This is a genomic window from Parabacteroides faecis (genome assembly GCF_014647375.1).
In the GTDB taxonomy this organism is placed as follows: Bacteria; Bacteroidota; Bacteroidia; order Bacteroidales; family Tannerellaceae; genus Parabacteroides; species Parabacteroides faecis.
Genome location: NZ_BMPB01000002.1, coordinates 60876 through 81742, shown reverse-complemented (window position 1 = coordinate 81742; position 20867 = coordinate 60876). Strand labels below are relative to the sequence as shown.

The window sequence follows — 20867 nt, the reverse complement described above, 5'->3', positions numbered from 1 at the left end:
TTGTACCTTTGCCCCTCATAAAAAAGAATAGGTAACATATATAACAATAAAGAAGATGGCAAAAGAGCTGAAAGAACTGACCAAGAGAAGTGTAAACTACTCTCAGTGGTACCAGGATCTGGTAATTAAAGCGGATTTGGCAGAAAACTCTGCTGTACGTGGCTGTATGGTTATCAAACCTTACGGATACGCTATTTGGGAAAAGATGCAACGTATCCTCGACGATATGTTCAAGGAAACAGGACACGTAAACGCTTATTTCCCGCTATTGATCCCGAAATCATTCTTGAGCAAGGAAGCCGAACACGTAGAAGGCTTCGCCAAAGAATGTGCAGTTGTTACACACTATCGTCTGAAAACAAATCATGACGGTACAGGTGTAGTTGTCGACCCGGCAGCTAAACTGGAAGAAGAATTGATCATCCGCCCGACTTCAGAAACGATCATTTGGAACACATACCGTAACTGGATCCAGTCTTACCGCGACCTGCCTATCTTATGCAACCAGTGGGCTAACGTAATGCGTTGGGAAATGCGTACCCGTCTGTTCCTTCGTACTGCCGAATTCCTGTGGCAGGAAGGACATACTGCTCATGCAACCCGCGAAGAAGCAGAGATCGAAGCAAAGAAGATGCAGGAAGTATATGCAAACTTTGCCGAAAACTATATGGCAATGCCGGTTATCAAAGGTGTAAAATCAGCCAGCGAACGTTTTGCCGGTGCTTTGGATACATATACTATCGAGGCTATGATGCAGGACGGAAAAGCATTGCAGGCAGGTACTTCCCATTTCCTGGGACAGAACTTCGGTAAGGCATTCGATGTTACTTTCATCGACAAAGAAGGAAAAAGCGACTATGCATGGGCTACTTCGTGGGGGGTTTCCACCCGTCTGATCGGTGCCCTGATCATGTCTCACTCAGACGATAACGGTTTGGTATTGCCTCCTCATCTCGCTCCTATCCAGGTAGTGATCGTTCCGATCTACCGCAGTGAAGAGCAACTGGCACAGATCAGCGAAAAGGTGAACGGTATCGTTGCCAACCTGAAGAAGATGGGCATCTCTGTTAAGTTCGACGATGCAGACAATAAGAAACCGGGATGGAAGTTCGCCGAATACGAACTGAAAGGTGTTCCCGTACGTCTGGCCATGGGTGGACGCGATCTGGAAAACAATACGATTGAAGTAATGCGTCGCGATACGTTGGAAAAAGAAACCATCACTTGCGACGGTATCGAAGAATACGTACAGAACCTGTTGGAAGAAATCCAGCAGAACATCTTCCGGAAAGCACTCGATCATCGTACAGCCAGCACGATTACAGTCGATACCTATGAAGAGTTCAAAGAAAAGATCGAAGAGGGCCTCTTCATCATGGCTCACTGGGACGGTACTCCCGAAACAGAAGAGCAGATCAAGAACGAAACCAAAGCAACTATCCGTTGTATACCTCTGGCAGGCGACAAGACACCGGGTAAATGCATGGTTACCGGCAAACCTTCTGCACAACGCGTATTGTTTGCACGGGCTTACTAAGCGAAATACATATAACTATAGAGAGGATATGCTTCCAGAAGTATATCCTCTTTTTGTTACAATACCTAACCATACTCCCCAATATAAAGTATCATTTTACATAGAAAAAAGGTCAAAAATAGAACCTTCCTCAATACTCAAAGTTCTAATTTTGTGCAACAAGGGACATGAATTATCCCTATCTCTGAATAATAGACCTAACATAATTCAAATGCAGATGAAAATAACCTTATCCTCTTTATTAACCTCTCTGGTTATCATTCTGGCTGGATGTACTTCCGGCCAAACGGTCAATCTGAATGATCTCCGGGTTGAGATGAAAGAAAACCCGGTAGGTATTGGTGTAGCACACCCACGCTTCATGTGGAAACTTTCTTCCGGATCACCCGATCTTATGCAGACCTCGTATCAGATACAGGTCGCCGAATCACCCGATCAATTGAAAAGCGGCAAGGACCTGTTATGGGACAGCGGCGAAGTAAAAAGCGATGAATCCGTATTGATCCCTTACGGCGGAACCCCACTGCAATCCCGCAAACAGTATTACTGGCGCGTTAAAGCCAATACAAACCAGGGACCGACCGAGTGGAGCAAAACAAATACCTGGTCGATGACCCTTCTCAACCCGTCTGACTGGAAAGCGACATGGATCGGAGAAAAGAACCTTTCCAACCCCGGAGAAACATATAAAGGTAAGACACGCCTTGCCGCCCGTTACCTTCGTAAAGAGTTCACGGCAGACAAACCTGTCCACAGAGCTGTCCTTTATATATCTGGGCTCGGTTCTTCCGAATCATACATAAACGGCAAACGCATCAGCGAAGATATCTTCGCTCCCGGACCATCCTGGTGTCCGTCCCGTGTATATTATAATGTATATGACGTGACCGGGTTATTATCAAAAGACAAGAACACGATCGGCATCGTCCTCGGTAACGGCCGTTATTTCGGTATGAGAGACTTGCAGGAAGCAACTTTACCTTCCTTACTGGCACAGCTGGAGATCGAATATGCCGACGGTTCACAGACAATCCTCGTTAGCGATACTTCCTGGAAGGTAACCTCCAAAGGTCCGATCATCGCCAACAACGAATTCGATGGAGAAGAATATGATGCCCGCCAGGAATTAAACGGATGGAACAAAAACGGCTTCGACGACAGTAAATGGCTCACAGCAGATGTGATGGATACCCCTGCAGGCGAATTAACCGTACAAGCCAACCCGAACCTCCGCATCCAGGAGCAAATCAAACCTGTCGGCATCACCGAAAGACCGGACGGCAAATACATCATCGATATGGGGCAGAACATGGTAGGCAGACTGGCTATCGACCTGAAAGGGAAAAAAGACCAACCTATCACGCTGAAGTTTGCAGAAATACTGAAAGAAGACGGCTCACTCTACCTGGATAACCTGCGTAGTGCCAACGTTACCGATATCTACACGCCCGCCCAGGACGGTAAGTTCAGTTGGGAACCGTCATTCGTTTACCACGGCTTCCGTTTTATGGAAATCTCTGGACTCGACTATAAACCGGAGTTAGCATCTTTCACCGGAAAAGTCATCTACGACCAGATGAATACGACCGGTAAGTTTGAAACTTCCAATCCATTGGTCAACCAGATTTACAAGAATGCTTACTGGGGTATTCGCGGAAACTACCGTGGAATGCCGACCGACTGTCCGCAGCGCGACGAACGCCATGGCTGGCTCGGAGACCGTGTAACCGGTGCTTACGGGGAAGCATTTATCTTCAACAATGCCCTCCTTTATAATAAATGGCTGCAGGATATCGAAGATTCCCAAAGTCCGGAAGGAAGCATCTCCGATGTATCGCCCCGCTATTGGACGATTTATAACGACGATGTCACCTGGCCTGCCGCTTATTTCTATGTTGCCAACCTCCTATACCGCCAGTTTGGGGATAAGAGTGCCATCATCAAACACTATCCGTCCATGAAACGCTGGATGCAACACATGGAGGCGACGGCAATGCAGGATAATATCATGATAAAAGATACATACGGCGACTGGTGTATGCCCCCTGAATCGCAGGAACTGATCCACTCGCAGGACCCTGCCCGTAAAACCGACGGTGCAATCCTGGCAACTACCATGTACTACAGCCTGCTGAATATGATGAGCGAATTTGCTCGTTTAAGCGGACAGGAAAAAGATATTGCCACTTACCAGCAGCTTGCCGCAAAGATGAAAGAGGCCTACAATGCCAAATTCTTCAATCCGGAAACGGCCCAGTATGGCAATAACACAGTTACGGCAAACCTGTTATCATTACGCCTGGGACTCGTTCCGAAAGGCTACGAAACAAAAGTCTTCGCCAATATCGTAAAGAAAACAGAGGAAGACTTCGGCGGACATGTCAGTACAGGTGTCCTGGGTATCCAACACCTGATGCGCGGTCTTAGCGAATACGGTCGTGTAGATATCGCCTGGAAAATCGCCACCAACGAGACTTATCCCAGTTGGGGATATATGGCGAAAAAAGGCGCTACCACTATCTGGGAGTTATGGAACGGAGATACTGCCGATCCTGCAATGAACTCCGCCAACCATGTCATGTTGCTGGGCGACCTGATCATCTGGTATTACGAAGACCTGGCAGGCATCAAATGTGCCCCTGAGTCAATCGCTTACAAGAAACTGATCATGGCTCCTGTATTCCCGGAAGGATTGGATAGCGTATCCGCATCCTACGAATCAGTCTACGGAGAAATAAAAAGTGCCTGGACAAAGAAAGACGGAGCTTTCAAATGGGATATTACCATCCCTGGAAATACTTCTGCTGTGGTACGCATACCGAAAGAGTTCGGTGTGACCGCTTCCGGTCAGCCGGGCATCAGACAGACGAACGAGACAGCCGATTATACAGAATTTGAAATCGGTTCGGGTAGTTATCATTTCGCAAACAAATAATTCGTTTCTCTCAAAGGAACAGAACGTATATCATTTGTACACACTGTGATCAACTAACATATAAGAGAACCTGAAGCAGGAAAGAACAGTCCGGTCGAAAAGGACATTCTTTCCTGCTTTTGTTTTCCGGCAGTACAAAAAATAATGACAGAATACGAATAAATTCATTATCTTTGGAAGAAAAATAAGCTGTACTTCTATGGAACTGATTCTCCCCACCAGATTGAATGCTTTGGAACCGACTGTGCTTGAAACGAAAGTACTGGTTGTGATCGGAGCTAACGGAGCCGGTAAAAGTTCGTTCGGCAGAGATTTGCAGGAACGCTATGCTGAGAATGCTAAAAAGATATCAGGAATGCATTCGTTGTTCTTATGCAGCAACGAAGAGCCGGTTTCGTCGGAAGGCAACGAACTGGCCCGCATGCAGTCGATGATAGCGGAACGGATCTTCATGCCCCGGCTGTCGGACTACGAAAAACTGATTCTCCGCCTGCAAAGCGAAGAGTTTGAAGTGGCAGTAAACTATAAAGAAGCATGCAAACTGCATCCCGACCTTCCCCCACCCGTCACCAAGATCGACCGGATACAGACAATCTGGGAAAAGATGTTCCCACACAACCGGCTGGTACGTAAGTCGGGCTTTATCGAACTCGCCTCGACCAGTCGCAACGGTAACTCCTATACAGCCGGAAGGATGAGCGACGGAGAAAAGATTGTCTTCTATCTGATCGGTGCTGTGCTCTGTGCCCGCCCCAATGAATTGCTGATTATCGAAGAGCCGGAAATACTGCTTCATAACTCTATCAAGAACCTGTTATGGGACGAAATAGAGGCTTTGCGTCCGGACTGCACGTATGTCTATCTGACACACGACATCGACTTTGCGACCTCCCGTCCGGAAGGTAAACGAATATGGATCAGGGATTATAATGCCGATGCCCATGTGTGGGATTACCAACTGATAGAAGGAAGCGACAGCCTGCCCGAAGAGGTCTATATCGACATACTAGGAAGCCGCAAGCCGATCCTGTTTATCGAAGGAACCGACTCCAACAGCATCGACAACCGACTCTACCCGTTAATCTTCCCCGACTTTATGGTCAAACCGATGGGTGGCTGCCAGAAAGTGATCGAAACAACGAAAGCTTTCCGCCAGTTACAGGATTTCCATACGCTGGAATCGATGGGCATTGTAGACCGTGACCGCCGTACGCAGGGAGAGATAGACTATCTGCGCGACCAGCATATCTTTGTCCCCGACGTAGCCGAAGTAGAAAACCTGCTGATGCTCGAACCGGTTATCAAAACAGTGGCCCGCCGCTTGATGAGAGACCCCGAACAAGTCTTCGAGCAGGTAAAGGATAATGTGATCAAACTGTTTGAAAAAGACCTGGAAAGCCAGGTGATCCTGCATGCCAAACATCGTGTCCGTAAGAAACTGGAGACAACCGTCGACCGTAAGATAACGACTGTCGAGCAACTGACCGAACATGTAGAAAGCATACGCTTCAACGTGCATGTCGACGAAATATACAGCGGCATCAAGGATAAATTCATTCAATATACTGAAACGGGAGACTACAAAAATATCCTCCGTGTGTACAATCAGAAAGGAATGCTCCCGCAAAGCCGCTTGTGTAACATCTGCGGAATCAGTAACAAAGAGAGCTATCTGAACCTCATCCTTTCCATATTAAAGGAAAACAAAGAGGATGCAGAAGTGATCCGTTCCTCTATCAAAGAATCTTTAGGGACATAAAAAGTTATCTAAAATGCGGAAAAAGTCCGTAAAAAATTGTTCTTTTGCAAATTGATATAACGACATTAACTGGTTTAGTCCTTTACAAAAAGAATATGCGTACACCGACATTACAATATCTCTACCTGCAAAAGCCGGTAACAATGGTTATCATAATCTGTATAATCTCCGTCCTTCCCTGGATAGGGTTGGGAGATTTCTCAACGAAAGGGGAACCACGCGAAGCATCAGTTGCCATATCCATGCTTGAAACCGGCAACTGGGTTCTGCCGCAGGTTTATGCCAACGAGTTTGCTTACAAACCTCCGATGGCACATTGGCTGATGGCTGCTTTCTCTTATCCGCAGGGATATGTATCGGAGTTCACTTCGCGCCTGCCGTCTACCCTTGCCTTTATCTGCCTGATGGGATGCACGCTGGTCTTTTTCGGGCGAAGGATAAAGTTTCAACAAGCATTTATCGCCACCCTCCTCTTGCTTACTTGTGTGGAGATGCACCGGGCGGCCATGACTACCCGGGTCGATATGTTGCTGACGACTTTTATTGTCATCGGGCTTTACCAATTGTTCCGCTGGGAAGACAGGCTCGAACTGAAGGGCCTGCCGATCATTATCCCGATCCTATTGGGGTGTGCAGTACTGACCAAAGGGCCGGTAGGCATTATCCTGCCTTTGTTCGTATTCGGAGTCTATTTGCTGATGCTCCGTAAATATAGCCTGCTGACTATCTTCAAAGCACTTCTTTATATCGGCGTTGCGTCCTCGTTCCTGCCGTTGTTATGGTATATTGCAGCCTGGAAGCAGGGAGGAGACAAATTCCTGAATGTCGTACTTGCAGAAAATTTCGGCCGTTTCTTCCATCTCGATACGCCTGATATCACTTATGATTTAGGACATGAGAACGGAGTATGGTATAACTTTGTCACTTTAGCGGGTGGTTTTATCCCCTGGACAATCTTTTTCTTCTTTTCTATATTCGGACTGAAATGGCAATTAAAGAATATCTCTTTCAAGCAGATCGCCAAAGATAGCTGGAACAACATTCTATCAATGGAAAAGGAGAAGTTGTTCAGCCTGGTGGCTTTGGTCTGCATTATCTTTTTCTATAGTCTTCCATCGAGTAAGAGAAGCGTATACCTGATGCCTGCCTATCCGTTCATTGCTATATTCCTGGCTCAATATGCCATCTATATCACTGAATACAGGACAAAGGTAACCCGTATATTCGCTGCTTTCCTGGTCTCCGTCACGACGGTCGTACTGATCGCTATCGGATTGACAATGACAGGTATTATCGATCCGGTTGCCATTGCATCCCAATACACCAGCCGTCCTTCTACCCTTACACAGGTGGAAGCCGTATCCAACATGTTCTCTTCCGGTTGCGGACTGACTGTCTGTATCGTTATCATCGTATTGATAGCCCTACTGACTGTGCTTTATCAAATGTCCAAGAAGATAAACATCAAGATTCTTTATGCTACGATAGCACTGACCTTTGCGATCAATTTACTGGTCGACGGAGTTATTATGCGCGGTATCCGTCAGGAAGGTTCGGCCCGTCCTTTTGCAGAAAGGGTGATGAAAGAATATCCGCTGACTAAGGATAATATGTTCGTCATGAACAACCTCAAAGTATACAGGAACCTGTACGGACTTAACTTCTATCTGGGTAACCGTTTCCATAATTTTGAGGAGGTGATGCCTAAGGAAGGATTCTTCTTTGCCACTCCCAGCGATCTGGAAATCGTACAAAAAAATTATGGAGGCCAATATACATTTAATATACTGACCTCCTCTGAACGTATCATTCACGAAGTACGCCGACCGGTTCTCCTGTGCAGCTTCCTTCGTATAGAATAAACTTATTTCAATTCAAAACAGAACTATTTCAGTTCTTTGATCTTGATACTGCGGAAAGCGACCTCATCGCCATGATCCTGTAACAGGAGATGTCCCTGGGGAGCTTCGCCGAAGCGTCTTTTCTCGTTATAAGACGGGGCTGCATATTTACTTCCTTTTACCATTTCGCGGAAAGCATCCGAACCGCGTTCATATTCCAATGTCTTGAAACCATTCAGCCAATGTTCCACACGATTGTCAGGAAATACTTTCAGGACAGCCTGGTTCCAGTTTCCTACACCATTGAAACGTTTGTTCTTTGCGGGCATCATATCGTAAAGGCTGGCCAGTGTACGGCTGCCGGGAACGGTAGTGTATAATTTAGCATCCGGATGACGCTGGTCGTCCAATATCTGATATTCCAGGCCATAAGCGGAACCGCTCGGTTTCTCTGCTTCCGTTACAAAATATTTGATACCGCTGTTTGCTCCCGGAGTAATTTTGAATTCCAGGCTCAGTTCGAATGCTGCATATTCTTTATCGGTTACGATATCACCGCCGTTTGTAGATTCACCTCCACCTGATTTCAATACGATCAACTGTCCGTCTTCTACTTTCCAACCGTGGTCAGGGAATGCTTCTTTATGGGCACCACGCCAACCGGTTGTTGTCTGACCGTCGAATAACAGATTCCAGCCATCCGCTTTTTCTGCATCGGTCAGATAATTGGGTACACGGTTCACTTCCGGAGCTAATGTGCCCTGCATACGTTCCGCTTCCAGGTTTTCAGTCTTTATACGGATATTACGCCATTTGATTTCCTTACCTTCCAGATCGGTATTCTTTCCGATACCATGTACCTGGAATGCAATAAAACCTTTTGCCGTTTCATCGTCATACAGATTGGCAGTATTTACACCATTCAGCCAAATGCGGATATTGTTACCGATAGCTTCGATGCGGTATTTGTTCCAATCTGTCTTCTTATAAGCTGCTTGCCCGGGTTTGTTATCGACAAGCGTTACCAGCCAACCACGACGGGCTTCGTCATAAACGCCACCGCTCCAGGCTCTGTCGGAAGGGTCCATCTCGCACTGATAACCATGCACACGCCCATTCTGATAATCCGGACGGCTTTCGCTGCGAAACTGTACACCTGAGTTCAGCGAAGGATCACACAAGGCTTCAAATTCCAGGATAAAATCTCCATATTCCTGCTCGGTAGCCATAAAGCTGTTCGGCTGACCCGTCACGGAAGTTCCCACCAGGCAACCGTCTTCTACCCGATAGGGTGCTTCCCCATTCAATTGTTTGAAACCGGTAAGGTCTTTACCATTGAATAACTTTTGCCAACCATCATTCGGCTGACAAGAACAAAGCAGCGCTAAAGACAAGGCTGCAAACTTCAAAGATGCTTTCATTCTGTTTTTCTTTTAGGTATTATAAATAAGTAAATAGTATCTACTGGTCTGTCAAGCAACACATGTGTACGGGCACAAAGATAAAATATTATTCATAAATGTACTGCTAAAGTGTAGCTATTTTACAGCAGAAGAATCTTTTTCAAAGAAATAGGCTTATCTTTGCCACCAAAATGTAATCAATAAAGGTATTTTTATGAAATTAAAAACGGCTCTCTTTGACTTTGACGGTGTGATAGTCGACACTGAACCAATTTATGATATTTTCTGGAATGAAGCAGGCGAACGGTATGGAACCGGCATAGACAACTTCGCAGCTGTTATCAAAGGCACAACACTCCCTTACATAATGGAAAAGTATTTTTCCGACCGTCCGGAAGAATTCCGTCAGATGGTAATAAAGGAATCGACCGAATATGAAAGTACAATGCCCCTGCCTGCCATGCCGGGTTCTCTGGAATTTCTGCATTTGCTGAAAGAGCAGGGTGTACAAATGGGCCTGGTCACCAGCTCCGACAACTCAAAAGTGGAACGTGCATTCAAATTACATCACCTGGAAGGCATGTTCGATACAATCGTTACCGCCGACCGTATCACCAAAGGCAAACCGGACCCGATGTGTTACCTGCTGGCAGCAAACGATCTGGGTGTCTCCCCTTCCGACTGTCTTGTCTTTGAAGATTCCTTTGCCGGGATACAAGCCGGTACAGCTGCAGGTATGCGGGTCGTCGGACTGAGCACTACCAATCCGGAAGAATCACTAAAAGATAAAGTTTATGAAGTGATACCGAACTTCGAGAAGATCACTTTAGAAGATTATATGAAATGGTAAACAACCTTTTTCGCTAAAAGAAAGTGGGACGAATCTATTGAAATAAGACTCGTCCCACTTTCTTTGTTATTCAGTAAAATAATATCTCCAAACAGCCAGTTAATCGTTTACTACAAATTTATAGGATACCGATTTATTTCCTTTGACTGCAGATAATATATAAATACCTTTTTGCAGATTTACAGGAAGAACTTCTTTTTCATCCCGGACCAGGAAATACTTTACGACACTACCATTCATCGATACAATCCGGCAAGTATAATCATTCATATTCTCCATAAATAATGTCCGGGCAAAATAATATACTTTCGTATCTGAAAACGACAATGATTCATTGCCGGTAGGATCATTAGCCTCGGCAGCCTGCATCAGTTTAGAAACCGGCGGAGTATTCTGTTCACTGACATAATCGATGGCCGACAAGGTCCAGGCATCCCAGGAACCGTTTGTCAGATAACGCTGGCTTGCCCCAAACTGCGAGTATTGGAAATCGGCTGTAGAAGGAGCCTCGTTTCCTACAGGGCCAGTATAATATGAACAATAATATTCTTTCCATCCTCCCATCCAGTAATCAGCAACATCCACCGGCCTGAAACCATCCGGATCAGCTTTGAGAGAAACTACTCCATCAACAAACTGATCCTGTTTAATGGTTACGGAAGTAGTTTTGTTCAAGAGGGAAAAAGAACCGCTGTTATCGGCATCATATCCAAATCCCCAGATGACAGGATCCTTTCCTGCATCTCCCAGCATTACATAAAAACGTGAATCATTTTGGGCAACGGCACGTATCATATCCAGGGCAGAAGGTTTCTCCCCATCTTCCCAGCGATAGCCCCATACAAGAAAATGAATATCTTCCGCGACCAGTTCAGTCGGGTCTTCACCGGTAACCCACTGAACTGCTAAAGCTGCCCGATTCGGTCCGGTTCCAGTCCAGTTCTTAATATCATCCATCGTGAAGGGAGACACATTTTGTTGTGCGAATCCTCCGGAAACCAATAATAAAGCTATAAACAGATAAAATAGTCTTCTCATATTTTCATATTATTGTTAGAAGTAAAACATCATCGAACCGAAAAAGCGCCGGAGAGGCATAGGGTAGAATTCAGTACTTTCATAATAAGCATTGAAAATATTGTTTACCCTCAACTTAAACTCCGCTTTATAACGACTCTTCGGGAAATGAAACATATATCCGGCTTCCGCATCGTGGATCGTAAAAGCAACCGTACTGTATTCCTCATCGGTCGATGTATATCGCTTATCCGTAAAAGCAACTCCATACTTAAAGGAAAAGTCTTTTACCTGCAATAAATAATGCAGGTTCCATTTATGCAAAGGGATATAAGGCAATTGTTTATCTACCGTTGCATCTTTATCCGACGAACGAGTTTTATTGATAGCAGGACTATATCCGTAATTTGCAATCACCCGGTGAGAGAATACTCCGGTCTTCAACCCTACCTCTCCCATAATTTCCGCGCCATGAGAAAAAACCTTTTGTATATTCTTTGGGCTCCACAGATAGGTCTGTTGTGTCGGAAGCCATACAATCCAGTCCTTCACCGTCATCAGATAATAACTGGCATCCAATTTAAAAGAAAAATTACCTAACGTCTTATTCAGACTGACAGTGGCATCATAAGCAAATCCTTTTTCCGGATTCAAATCAGGATTACCACCGGGCACCCAATAGAGATCATTCAATGTCGGATAATGATAGTTGTAAGCAACACTCCCTTTCACATCCAGCAAATCCCGGATCAAAGCATAACTGGCACCGGCAGAAAAAGTCGGCATGAAAAGATGATCGTTTTGTTCACCCATCAATTGCAGGTTCAGAGTAGTACGCTCTTTCGGCCTCCAAACCAGATTAGTAGTCAACGTCACCGTATTCCTTTTGATCGGATCGTCATAGTTATTGGTATGTACCCAGTCATAGCGGTAATTCAAGCTGCCGCCCAGTTCGAGATTCTCCCTGAAATGATATGTATAATCGGTTTTAACGATCAGGCTATTCGATTTATTATCACTGTCTGTACCACGATAATCACCGTCAAAACGCTGCGTATAATGGAGATCATCACGCAAATAAGCCAGGTTGGCCTTAAAATTATGTTTTCCTTCCACCAACTGATAACCGGCATTCAGACGCACATTTTGTGTCACCTGTAGTTCATGTTGTTTCTTATTCACAAGTATCGGTTGAGGTAATTGGTTCCGATTATACATATACCATCCGGCCAATGACAGTTGCTGTGAATCCCCCAGTTTATAATATAACTCTTGCATCAGGCCACCCTGCCAATATTTGGCTTCTTTCCGGCGTTCATAAAACGGGTCTTTTTGCAACACTTTATTCAGATATTTAAAGTCGTTATCCGATTGCTGGTAATAAAGCCGTGTATTGGATAGCAGACGGGAAGTAACATGCCTGTAAGCCAATCCGCCGGTATAGGTATCATTTGCCCCGTATTCCAGCAAAGCACGAAAACGGTTTGTTTCTTTATTCCAGTCCGGCCGGGTATTCATATTAATACTGCCGCCGAATGCGCCTGTCCCGTTCTTCAGATACGTATTACCATGAAATAACGTTACCTCGTCGGTAAAAAAGTTCGGGAACTGGGAGAAGTCAAAACTCCCTCCCATAATCGGATTGATCGTAATCCCGTTCCAGTTAACCTGGGTATGACTGGAGGATGTTCCACGAAAAGAGGAGGTCGATAAACCGCCCTGTCCCAGACTTTTGATATAGACAAGGCTGTTTTCGGAAAGGAGTTCACCCAATGTTTGTGTCTTGCTGCTTTCCAATAGTACAGATTGAATATCGGAACGACGGCTTCCTATATTGTTATCCCGTTGCCGCCTTTCGGCAGAAACCGTTACATTTCGTATCTGGATAACAGTATCGGTAATAGATGTTTGTGCCTTTCCTTCAACCAGGGAAAAGAGCAAAAGACAGAAAACAAAGGATGAAATTCTTATATTCATTTGAATAATATATATTGCGGAATAATACCTACCTGATATTCATTCAGACGTTTTCCGCTTAGATCGAATTCATAAACCCAGCCACGCTGGCGGTAATCCAGGGCATCACAGATAAAGATCGTTTCTTCGGGCGAGACTGCCATATTATACAACAGTTCGACTTTATCGCTATAAACGAAAAGCGGCTCTGCCGGTAATTGTTCTCCATCGATAGGGAAAGAATAAATTCCTTCCTTATTATCATGGATCACATTCAGATATAACTTATCTTTTGCCTGATTAATGTCCAAACGGGCACCGAACTTACTCACCGTATAATCCGATGGGAATTTTACGGTCTTCACTGTCTCCAGGGTAGTCGGATCGATGCCGTTCAAAGAGGTTACCGTCCGGGGAATGATACTTTCGGGATCGTCATCAAATCCGCAAGCAAGTGCCCAGATCAGGCCATTCTTATCTTTCAACAGTTTGGAATCGCCCACCACAGGTATATCCAGTTCTTTGATCACTTTCAGGGAAGATAATGAAATAACCGCTATTTTCTTTGCTGCCAACGTAACGAACAGTTTTCCATCGGCAACAGCCATCTGCTTCGTTGAATAGGTCGATACCGGTATTTCCTGTAAAACCTTATACTCTTTCGTGTCGATTATCCACAAAAAGGCATTCCACAGATCGGAAACAACAGCCCGGTGATCGTCGATCTGCATAACGTATTGCGGACTTATCGTTCGCTCAGGATACAGGATGGTTGCTACAGATTTATAATCCGATTCATTTACAACTTCAATCTTTTCAGAGTTGTTCAGTGTAATAAATATCTTTCCATCGATGATAGAAAACGATTGCGCGACATCTCCCAGCGGACGGTTATTTGCATTTCTGAAAATATCAGTCTGCACAGTACCATCCTCCATGATAGCATTCAAAGAGGCCGTTCCTTTCGTAAAGTTTCCCTCACAAGCCACATAAGCCCTCACCTTTAAATCAGGATCAGGCCCATCGGGAATATCGTCATTGTCTGAACAACTAACAAAAAGCATACTCATGAATGCAACAGCAAGTATTGCATTCATGAGTATATTCCCAGCATATTTCATCTGTTTATACATATAGAGAAATAATCGTATTATTCAAAATTATAGGTAAAGAAAATACCGGCCGGGAAGCGGGTGTAATTCTCATAATTAGCAGCCAGTTTAGGTTCATTGCTACTAAAATCAAATACACTGATGTTATTAATCAGATAATCTTTTCCATAACCTTTAATTGTATTCAATAAAACTTCTCCGGTCATGGGATTTACTCCTAAATAATTATACACTATTCCGGCATTTTCAACCATTGTCCTTGCATCCACCATAAAATCTGTTTGATTTTTACTGAAAACATGACGATAGATTTTTGTTGTTCCTCCACTAAAATACAAGGTATCACCTTTAGCACTAATAGCAGGAGTAGCCATATTACTGCTACTAGAGAAAGGCTCTACTTCATTTTCTTGCATAACAGAATAATCTTTTGTATTAATCTTCATGATCTTTTTTCCACTTGATACCCACAAATTACCATCAGATGCTTTGATCAGTCCGGAAATAGCATCATCAAATTCTATCGTATGAGAAATAGTATCTTTTCCTGTTTCTATTGTTACAATCGTTTTCGAATTTGTCGAAGCAAAAACTTTATTATCAGCTACGGCCATTCTATTTTTCTGAGCATTTTTAGTTCCTTTTATAAATGTTACAGTTTTACTAGACGGATTAAACAAAGAAACTCCATTATTATCACGAAGGTATATATCATTTTCTCCCAATACTGCAATATGAGTAGGCCATGATAGAGTTGTTTTTAACTCATCTTGATAACCAACCTCTTTCTTCAAGGTTTCAGCATTAGCGATAACTAAAAAGCCATCACCGCCCCCATTTTGAGAAACAATATACATCTTATTGTTAGCGATAAACAAATCCTGTGAAACTCCTCCCAAGAAAGAACCATTTGCCTTATAATAAATACTATCAGTTATCCCCCCCTTCGGACTGATAAATATTAATGTACCATTGCTACCGCTTCCTTCATTCAACACAAACGTACCATATTTATACTTTCCATACACCTCTACAGATGTTGTTGCCGAATGTTCCCCATCCGCATTTTTAGCAGTCAGGGCAATTTCAAACTTACCCATTTCTTCGGAAGTAAACTTCAAGATAGAATCAGTAGAAGCTTCTTTGCCGTTTACTGACCATTGGAAAGAACTTTCAATCGGACTTTCGATATTAGCTTTAAAATAAAGTGTATCTTCCTGGGCTACAGAAAGCGTTCCACTTGTATTCTCGATAGATACAACAGGAGGAATTGGAGTATATTTTTCATCATCATCACTACATGAGGCAACAAGGCCTGCAAACACAAAAAGGGAAAAATAAATCAAATTTTTCTTCATGATTGTTTTACTTAATGTTATTACTAGAATCATTTATATAAACATATTAAGTAGCTTAAGGTAAAAACACAAGAAGGGAAGAAATAATAAAAATAAGCAGAAAAATCCTACCTATTCTATTGTTCTTCAGCTCTAATCCTCGAAAGCCTTAAACTACATTTTGGAGTAGGTTTTCTGACTTGCTTCCGGTTTTAAGCGCCTTCCCAACTTTATCGACCAAAGTCAGTGGCATGTATGCTTAACCGTTCTTGAAGCTTACAGCAGCGGGTCTGTTCAGGACTTTCACCTGATTCCCTATTCCCAAAAGGACTGCAAAAATAACAATAAACAAGAAGCGAACAAAATAATGCATAGAAAAGAAACATAGGTCTTTTGACTTCAAAACATATATGCTTTGTAATCAAAAGATAGGAGTTTTGAATTCAAAAGACCTATGTTTTGCAAAACAAAGAAGCAGCAACGAAAAAGGCCTCCCGGATGAAATAATCTTCCACCGGGAGGCCTTTCTATTTATAAAGTTATCTGTTTATCAGAAATTATATCCGACACGAACACCTAAAATAGGCTGATCGAAATCTTTAATGATATTGTATTTGAATTCCAAACCGACAGTTAACTGATCTGTTGCATAAACTTCACCACCTAAACCGATATTAGCTCCGAAGCGGGTAGTATTTGCACTTGCTTTCACATGATTTCCATTCCAATCGCCACTTACACTAGCCTTCCAGAAAGAAAGGTCAAGACCTGCCAACGGATAGAACCCGAACATATCGCTCAGTTTGAATACATAATGGACATTCATATCGATAGCCCAGGCACTCAAACCATTATCCTTCACAAAATAAGTCAATGAAGGAGCCAGACGAACTTCGTCAGTCAAATTATAACGATAATCGAGCCCTAACAGCGCATTACCGTTATCATTAAACCCATAACCAATATTAAAACCAAAAGACGATTGTCCTTGCTGAGTCTGTGCAAATGCACTCATGCTGATAATCGCCAGCATACACATAACAATTAATTTTTTCATACTCTCAATTAATTTAGTTCAACATTGCAACAAATATAATCATTTTACTTTAAGTCTGTCGCCTGCACTCTTCACAATACTACGATAATAATCTTCATCATAGCCTGGGAAGTCCGGATATTCAGACAATCCGTAACCATTTTGTTTGAACTGGCCGTTTTCTTCTTTCTTAACGTTTCCGTCCATATATTTTACTAAAAGATACTCACCGAGTTTCTTCCAGCGGGCAGTTGCCTGATCGGCCGTTGTCGTACTGAACCAGGTCAGGAACCTGACAGCTTCTGCCGGATTCTTTGCATACAACTCGGATGCAGCCTTGTCAATAGCCGGAATGGCTTCCTTATAGCTGTTTTCCAACTCCTGCTGAACCGGACGGATATCCCGGATCATAAAGCTGTATTTACCGTATGCCTGGTTAGCCACCCAGTTATGGATCCAGAAAGCGGAAGTCCAAGAAAAATTCATGATATCGCCGTTCCCCACCCGGTAACATTCGGGAGACTCGGTGATGGAGCAATATAACGGAGTAAATACAGCCATGTCTGCATCATCCACACCAAACCAAAGGATTCCACCGATAGCATCCGGCAACCAGTTACGCATCTGCGGAACAATCACAAAACCGGTCTGCTGCGTAGCTATAGCACGTTCGTTCGTATATTCTTCACCATCCACTTTAAATGTCATCGGACGCCAGCGGTAGGGCACTTTATAAGAACCTGCTCCGGCATCTTTCGTCATATCCAGGTCTGTCCCTTCAAAATGATCGCGCATACCGTTCTGAACATCCTGAACGGACAACAGACGATTCGGTTTTACATACAATGGCATCGGTTCTTTAGAAGGATCGCCTTTGATAAGATCCGCATATTTATCCATCGTAGTATCATACTTACGGAAGAAAGACCATACGCGAGCTTCACAACCTCTCAAACCACTGAAGTCGTAAGGACAATATGCCTTCTGGAAACTAAAATCCTTATCTTTTCCGCTGAAATAACCTTTTTCACGAGCGAAAGAGACTACATCGTGCGAATATATACAGTTTTCTTTATCATCGAAAGGAATCTGCTGGATACGTGACTGATTGGCATGTGCAGAGATGCAATCATCCGGAATGCGGATCGCTACCCAGACTGCCCCTTTGTTACCCGGACCTTTTCCGATCAGTTCCATTACCCACGCTTCGTTCTTGTCAGCGATGGAGAATGTCTCGCCGCTGCTGTAATAGCCATGTTCCTTCACCAGGTCGGTCATAACCTTGATCGCTTCGCGAGCCGATTTGGAACGTTGCAATGCGATATAGATCAGGCTTCCGTAATCCATAATACCTGTCGTATCCACCAACTCGGGACGGCCACCGAATGTACTTTCCGTGATAGCCACCTGATGTTCGTTCATATTGCCGACTACCGAATAAGTCTGTTCCACCTGCGGGATCTGCCCCAGCGGTTTATTCGTATCCCATTCTCTGACTTCCAGCATCGCCCCTTTCGGCCAGGTCGCTGCCGGCCAACGATACAACTCGCCATACAAAGTATGCGAGTCTGCTGCATAACTGATCATGACCGATCCGTCGACCGATGCTTTCTTTCCAACCAACAAACCCGTACAAGCCATTGCCTCCATCCCGGAAAGCAAAACGGCACAGGCTGCTGCGATAATCCATTTTCTTTTCATATAAATAAGTTTAAGCGAATAATAGCATATATACTGCCGCACCGCAAATATAACCAATCAATGCCAATATAGAAAATCGCTTTGTATAGTACATGAAATCAATCTTCTCCAATCCCATCACCGTTACACCTGTTGCCGAACCGATAATCAGGATGCTACCGCCTGTTACGGCACAATAAGCAAGGAAAGTCCAGAATCCGCCGTCGGAAACAAAGAACTGGGCATAAGGAGCCAGATCGGGAGCCTGCTGTACGACCGGGTACATTCCCATCGTGGCAGCCACCAAAGCCACGTTATCCACACAAGAAGATAAAACTCCGATCACGAAACTGATCAGATAAGGTTCATGCACATGCTGGTCGAGATAGGCAGACATGATTCCCAACTGTCCCGATGTTTCCAGTGCACCTACAGCCATCAGGATACCCAGGAAGAAAAAGATCGTTGCCAGGTCGATATTAGGCAACAACTGTGTGATACGCAACTTTTCCGATTCATGGACATGCAAACGGCTGTACATAATGTCGGTATATATCCAAAGAACAACCAATCCGAGCAATACGCCCAGGAACGGCGGCAGGTTTGTCAACATCTGAAATACGGGAACCAATGCCAACGAAAGGACACCGATCACAAATATCACCCGGCGGGAATGATTCGGTATCTCCGGTATAAACTCGTCGGCTGCCTCTTCCTCACTCATGACACGCAACCGGGCATCTTTCTTGAACAGCCAGAAGTGGGCTATCGTCAGCGGAACCAGCATATTGATCAGTGCAGGAATAAAGACATGGGAGATCTGATGCATAGCCGTCACATTCTTTCCCACCCAAAGCAGGATCGTCGTCACATCACCGATCGGCGACCACGAACCACCGGCATTCGCCGCAATGATCACCATACAGGCATACTTCAAGCGGTCGGTCCTGTCGGGAACCAATTTACGAAGCACCGCCATAATTACGATCGCTGCCGCCAGGTTATCCAGTAAGGCTGAGAAAAAGAAAGCGGCAAAACTGATGTACCATAATAATTTTCTCTTGTTGGAAGTCCGGATATATCCCGTAACGGCCCTGAAACCACCATGTTTATCGACAATATCGACAATCAGCATGGAACACATTACAAAGAATAATGTCTCGGCTACGTTTCCCAGATGGTAAACGATGGAACGGTTGGTTATAAAGTTAATGAACTGGTCTTTAGCCGGTAGGTTAGTCATTTCAGGGTTCTGTACCAGAAACTCTTCAAACAAAGGGTTAGAACGTTCGACAAAAATGTTGTAAGCATCGAACATCAATATCATCCATAAGGAAATGGCCATAAAAAGAGCTATTGCCGCTTTGTTGATCTTAATCTTATCTTCAAGCGCAATGCCCAGGATGCCCAGAACAAAAATAATTGGCATTAATATAAACATACGTGTATTTTATTTAGTCTGCCCTTTCATCAAAGGGACTTATTAATATATGGAAAAAGAGGAGACTTGCTCAAGTGCCCCTTCTCCCGGTTCATTATCTACTTATAAAGTGTACAGATAGCTGATCTCCTCCGCCCAGATCGATTCGTCCGGCGTCTCCAATATCAGAGGTATATCGTCAAAACGGGTATCCTTCATCAACATCTGAAAAGTCGTCATTCCCATCACGCCTTTCCCAATACTGTCATGCCTGTCTACACGGGTTGCCAGGTCTTTCTTGGAATCGTTGATATGCATTCCACGCAGGTATGAAAAACCGATCACTTCATCAAAATGGCGGAATGTCTCCGTAAAGCCCTGTTCCGTTTTGATATCATAACCGGCAGCCAGCGTATGGGCGGTATCGATACAAACACCTACACGGGATTTGTCGTCCACCCGGTCGATGATAGCCGCGATTTGCTCGAAAGTATATCCCAGGTTCGTACCCTGTCCGGCCGTATTCTCTATAACGGCACATACTCCCACAGTCTGCTCCAGTGTCCGATTGATCGATTCGGCAATACGTGCCAGGCAATCGTCTACCGAAATTTCATTCAGATGGCTTCCCGGGTGAAAGTTCAGCCGGTCCAGTCCCAGTTGTTCGCAACGCTGCATTTCATCCAGAAAGGCATCGCGTGACTTTTGCAGACCGTCCGGGTCCGGATGTCCCAGATTGATCAGATAACTGTCGTGAGGTAAAATATGTTTGGCTTCGTAGCCGAATTCCTCACAACGTTCTTTAAATAAGGAGATACTTTTCTTCGTCAACGGAGAAGATTTCCATTGACGTTGGTTTCGGGTAAAGAGGGCAAAAGCTTTCGCCCCGATAGCATTGGCGTTCAGCGGAGCATTCTCAACCCCACCCGACGCACTTACATGAGCTCCAATGTACTTCATTTGTTAATCGTTTACTTTATTCTT

At 44.3% G+C, this 20867-nt stretch carries 14 protein-coding genes and 1 riboswitch; of the genes, 5 read left to right on the top strand and 9 right to left on the bottom strand.

Features of this window, described 5'->3' with window-relative positions; translation table 11 throughout:
• Positions 1 to 55: 55 nt before the first annotated feature.
• The 4 genes from proS to IEY67_RS02985 all read left to right on the top strand — a co-directional run bounded on the left by proS (position 56) and on the right by IEY67_RS02985 (position 8093).
• On the top strand, positions 56 to 1537 hold the full coding sequence (gene proS, locus IEY67_RS03000) for a proline--tRNA ligase (RefSeq protein WP_122352545.1): 1482 nt from the start codon (positions 56 to 58) through the stop codon (positions 1535 to 1537).
• A gap of 217 nt (positions 1538 to 1754) precedes the next feature.
• On the top strand, positions 1755 to 4472 hold the full coding sequence (locus tag IEY67_RS02995; RefSeq protein WP_183669653.1) for an alpha-L-rhamnosidase: 2718 nt from the start codon (positions 1755 to 1757) through the stop codon (positions 4470 to 4472).
• A 199-nt stretch (positions 4473 to 4671) separates the two neighbouring features.
• On the top strand, positions 4672 to 6231 hold the full coding sequence (locus tag IEY67_RS02990; protein WP_183669651.1) for a DUF4435 domain-containing protein: 1560 nt from the start codon (positions 4672 to 4674) through the stop codon (positions 6229 to 6231).
• A gap of 95 nt (positions 6232 to 6326) precedes the next feature.
• A complete protein-coding gene (locus tag IEY67_RS02985; protein WP_183670008.1) occupies positions 6327 to 8093 on the top strand; it encodes an ArnT family glycosyltransferase in 1767 nt (588 codons plus the stop codon).
• A 23-nt stretch (positions 8094 to 8116) separates the two neighbouring features.
• On the opposite strand, the gene IEY67_RS02980 is transcribed toward IEY67_RS02985, so the two are convergent.
• Positions 8117 to 9493 (bottom strand): 3-keto-disaccharide hydrolase, encoded by a 1377-nt coding sequence (locus IEY67_RS02980; protein WP_183669649.1) that lies wholly within the window; start codon positions 9491 to 9493, stop codon positions 8117 to 8119.
• 196 nt (positions 9494 to 9689) lie between these two features.
• Between IEY67_RS02980 and IEY67_RS02975 the strand changes: the two genes are divergently transcribed.
• Complete coding sequence (locus tag IEY67_RS02975; protein WP_183669647.1) at positions 9690 to 10325, top strand: HAD family hydrolase; 636 nt, start codon at positions 9690 to 9692, stop codon at positions 10323 to 10325.
• Between the two features lie 99 nt (positions 10326 to 10424).
• On the opposite strand, the gene IEY67_RS02970 is transcribed toward IEY67_RS02975, so the two are convergent.
• The 8 genes from IEY67_RS02970 to nfo form a co-directional block, all read right to left on the bottom strand.
• Entirely contained in the window at positions 10425 to 11363 is a 939-nt protein-coding gene (locus tag IEY67_RS02970; protein WP_183669645.1) for a T9SS type A sorting domain-containing protein, read from the bottom strand.
• 15 nt (positions 11364 to 11378) lie between these two features.
• The gene (locus IEY67_RS02965; RefSeq protein WP_183669643.1) at positions 11379 to 13319 is read right to left on the bottom strand and encodes a TonB-dependent receptor plug domain-containing protein; all 1941 of its coding nucleotides are present in this window, start codon (positions 13317 to 13319) and stop codon (positions 11379 to 11381) included.
• Positions 13316 to 14395, bottom strand: a complete 1080-nt coding sequence (locus tag IEY67_RS02960) for a YncE family protein (protein WP_183669641.1) — start codon at positions 14393 to 14395, stop codon at positions 13316 to 13318. Before IEY67_RS02960 ends, IEY67_RS02965 begins: the two co-directional genes overlap by 4 nt.
• Before the next feature lie 53 nt (positions 14396 to 14448).
• The gene (locus IEY67_RS02955) at positions 14449 to 15768 is read right to left on the bottom strand and encodes a DUF5074 domain-containing protein (RefSeq protein ID WP_183669639.1); all 1320 of its coding nucleotides are present in this window, start codon (positions 15766 to 15768) and stop codon (positions 14449 to 14451) included.
• Positions 15769 to 15915: 147 nt separating this feature from the next.
• Positions 15916 to 16097: riboswitch (cobalamin riboswitch) on the bottom strand.
• Between the two features lie 200 nt (positions 16098 to 16297).
• Positions 16298 to 16804, bottom strand: a complete 507-nt coding sequence (locus tag IEY67_RS02950) for an outer membrane beta-barrel protein (protein ID WP_122352536.1) — start codon at positions 16802 to 16804, stop codon at positions 16298 to 16300.
• Positions 16805 to 16843: 39 nt separating this feature from the next.
• A complete protein-coding gene (locus IEY67_RS02945) occupies positions 16844 to 18484 on the bottom strand; it encodes a dipeptidase (protein ID WP_183669637.1) in 1641 nt (546 codons plus the stop codon).
• Positions 18485 to 18494: 10 nt separating this feature from the next.
• Positions 18495 to 19904, bottom strand: coding sequence for a sodium:proton antiporter NhaD (nhaD, locus tag IEY67_RS02940; protein WP_183669635.1), 1410 nt, complete (start codon positions 19902 to 19904; stop codon positions 18495 to 18497).
• 102 nt (positions 19905 to 20006) lie between these two features.
• Positions 20007 to 20843, bottom strand: a complete 837-nt coding sequence (gene nfo, locus IEY67_RS02935) for a deoxyribonuclease IV (RefSeq protein WP_183669632.1) — start codon at positions 20841 to 20843, stop codon at positions 20007 to 20009.
• Positions 20844 to 20867: the final 24 nt, after the last annotated feature.

Coding starts and splice junctions, on each gene's coding strand:
- IEY67_RS02995 (WP_183669653.1), top strand. CDS start 1,755: ATGAAAATAACCTTATCCTCTTTATTAACCTCTCTGGTTATCATTCTG.
- IEY67_RS02970 (WP_183669645.1), bottom strand. CDS start 11,363: ATGAGAAGACTATTTTATCTGTTTATAGCTTTATTATTGGTTTCCGGA.
- IEY67_RS02975 (WP_183669647.1), top strand. CDS start 9,690: ATGAAATTAAAAACGGCTCTCTTTGACTTTGACGGTGTGATAGTCGAC.
- IEY67_RS02945 (WP_183669637.1), bottom strand. CDS start 18,484: ATGAAAAGAAAATGGATTATCGCAGCAGCCTGTGCCGTTTTGCTTTCC.
- IEY67_RS02950 (WP_122352536.1), bottom strand. CDS start 16,804: ATGAAAAAATTAATTGTTATGTGTATGCTGGCGATTATCAGCATGAGT.
- IEY67_RS02960 (WP_183669641.1), bottom strand. CDS start 14,395: ATGAATGCAATACTTGCTGTTGCATTCATGAGTATGCTTTTTGTTAGT.
- proS (WP_122352545.1), top strand. CDS start 56: ATGGCAAAAGAGCTGAAAGAACTGACCAAGAGAAGTGTAAACTACTCT.
- IEY67_RS02990 (WP_183669651.1), top strand. CDS start 4,672: ATGGAACTGATTCTCCCCACCAGATTGAATGCTTTGGAACCGACTGTG.
- nhaD (WP_183669635.1), bottom strand. CDS start 19,904: ATGTTTATATTAATGCCAATTATTTTTGTTCTGGGCATCCTGGGCATT.
- IEY67_RS02980 (WP_183669649.1), bottom strand. CDS start 9,493: ATGAAAGCATCTTTGAAGTTTGCAGCCTTGTCTTTAGCGCTGCTTTGT.
- IEY67_RS02965 (WP_183669643.1), bottom strand. CDS start 13,319: ATGAATATAAGAATTTCATCCTTTGTTTTCTGTCTTTTGCTCTTTTCC.
- nfo (WP_183669632.1), bottom strand. CDS start 20,843: ATGAAGTACATTGGAGCTCATGTAAGTGCGTCGGGTGGGGTTGAGAAT.
- IEY67_RS02955 (WP_183669639.1), bottom strand. CDS start 15,768: ATGAAGAAAAATTTGATTTATTTTTCCCTTTTTGTGTTTGCAGGCCTT.
- IEY67_RS02985 (WP_183670008.1), top strand. CDS start 6,327: ATGCGTACACCGACATTACAATATCTCTACCTGCAAAAGCCGGTAACA.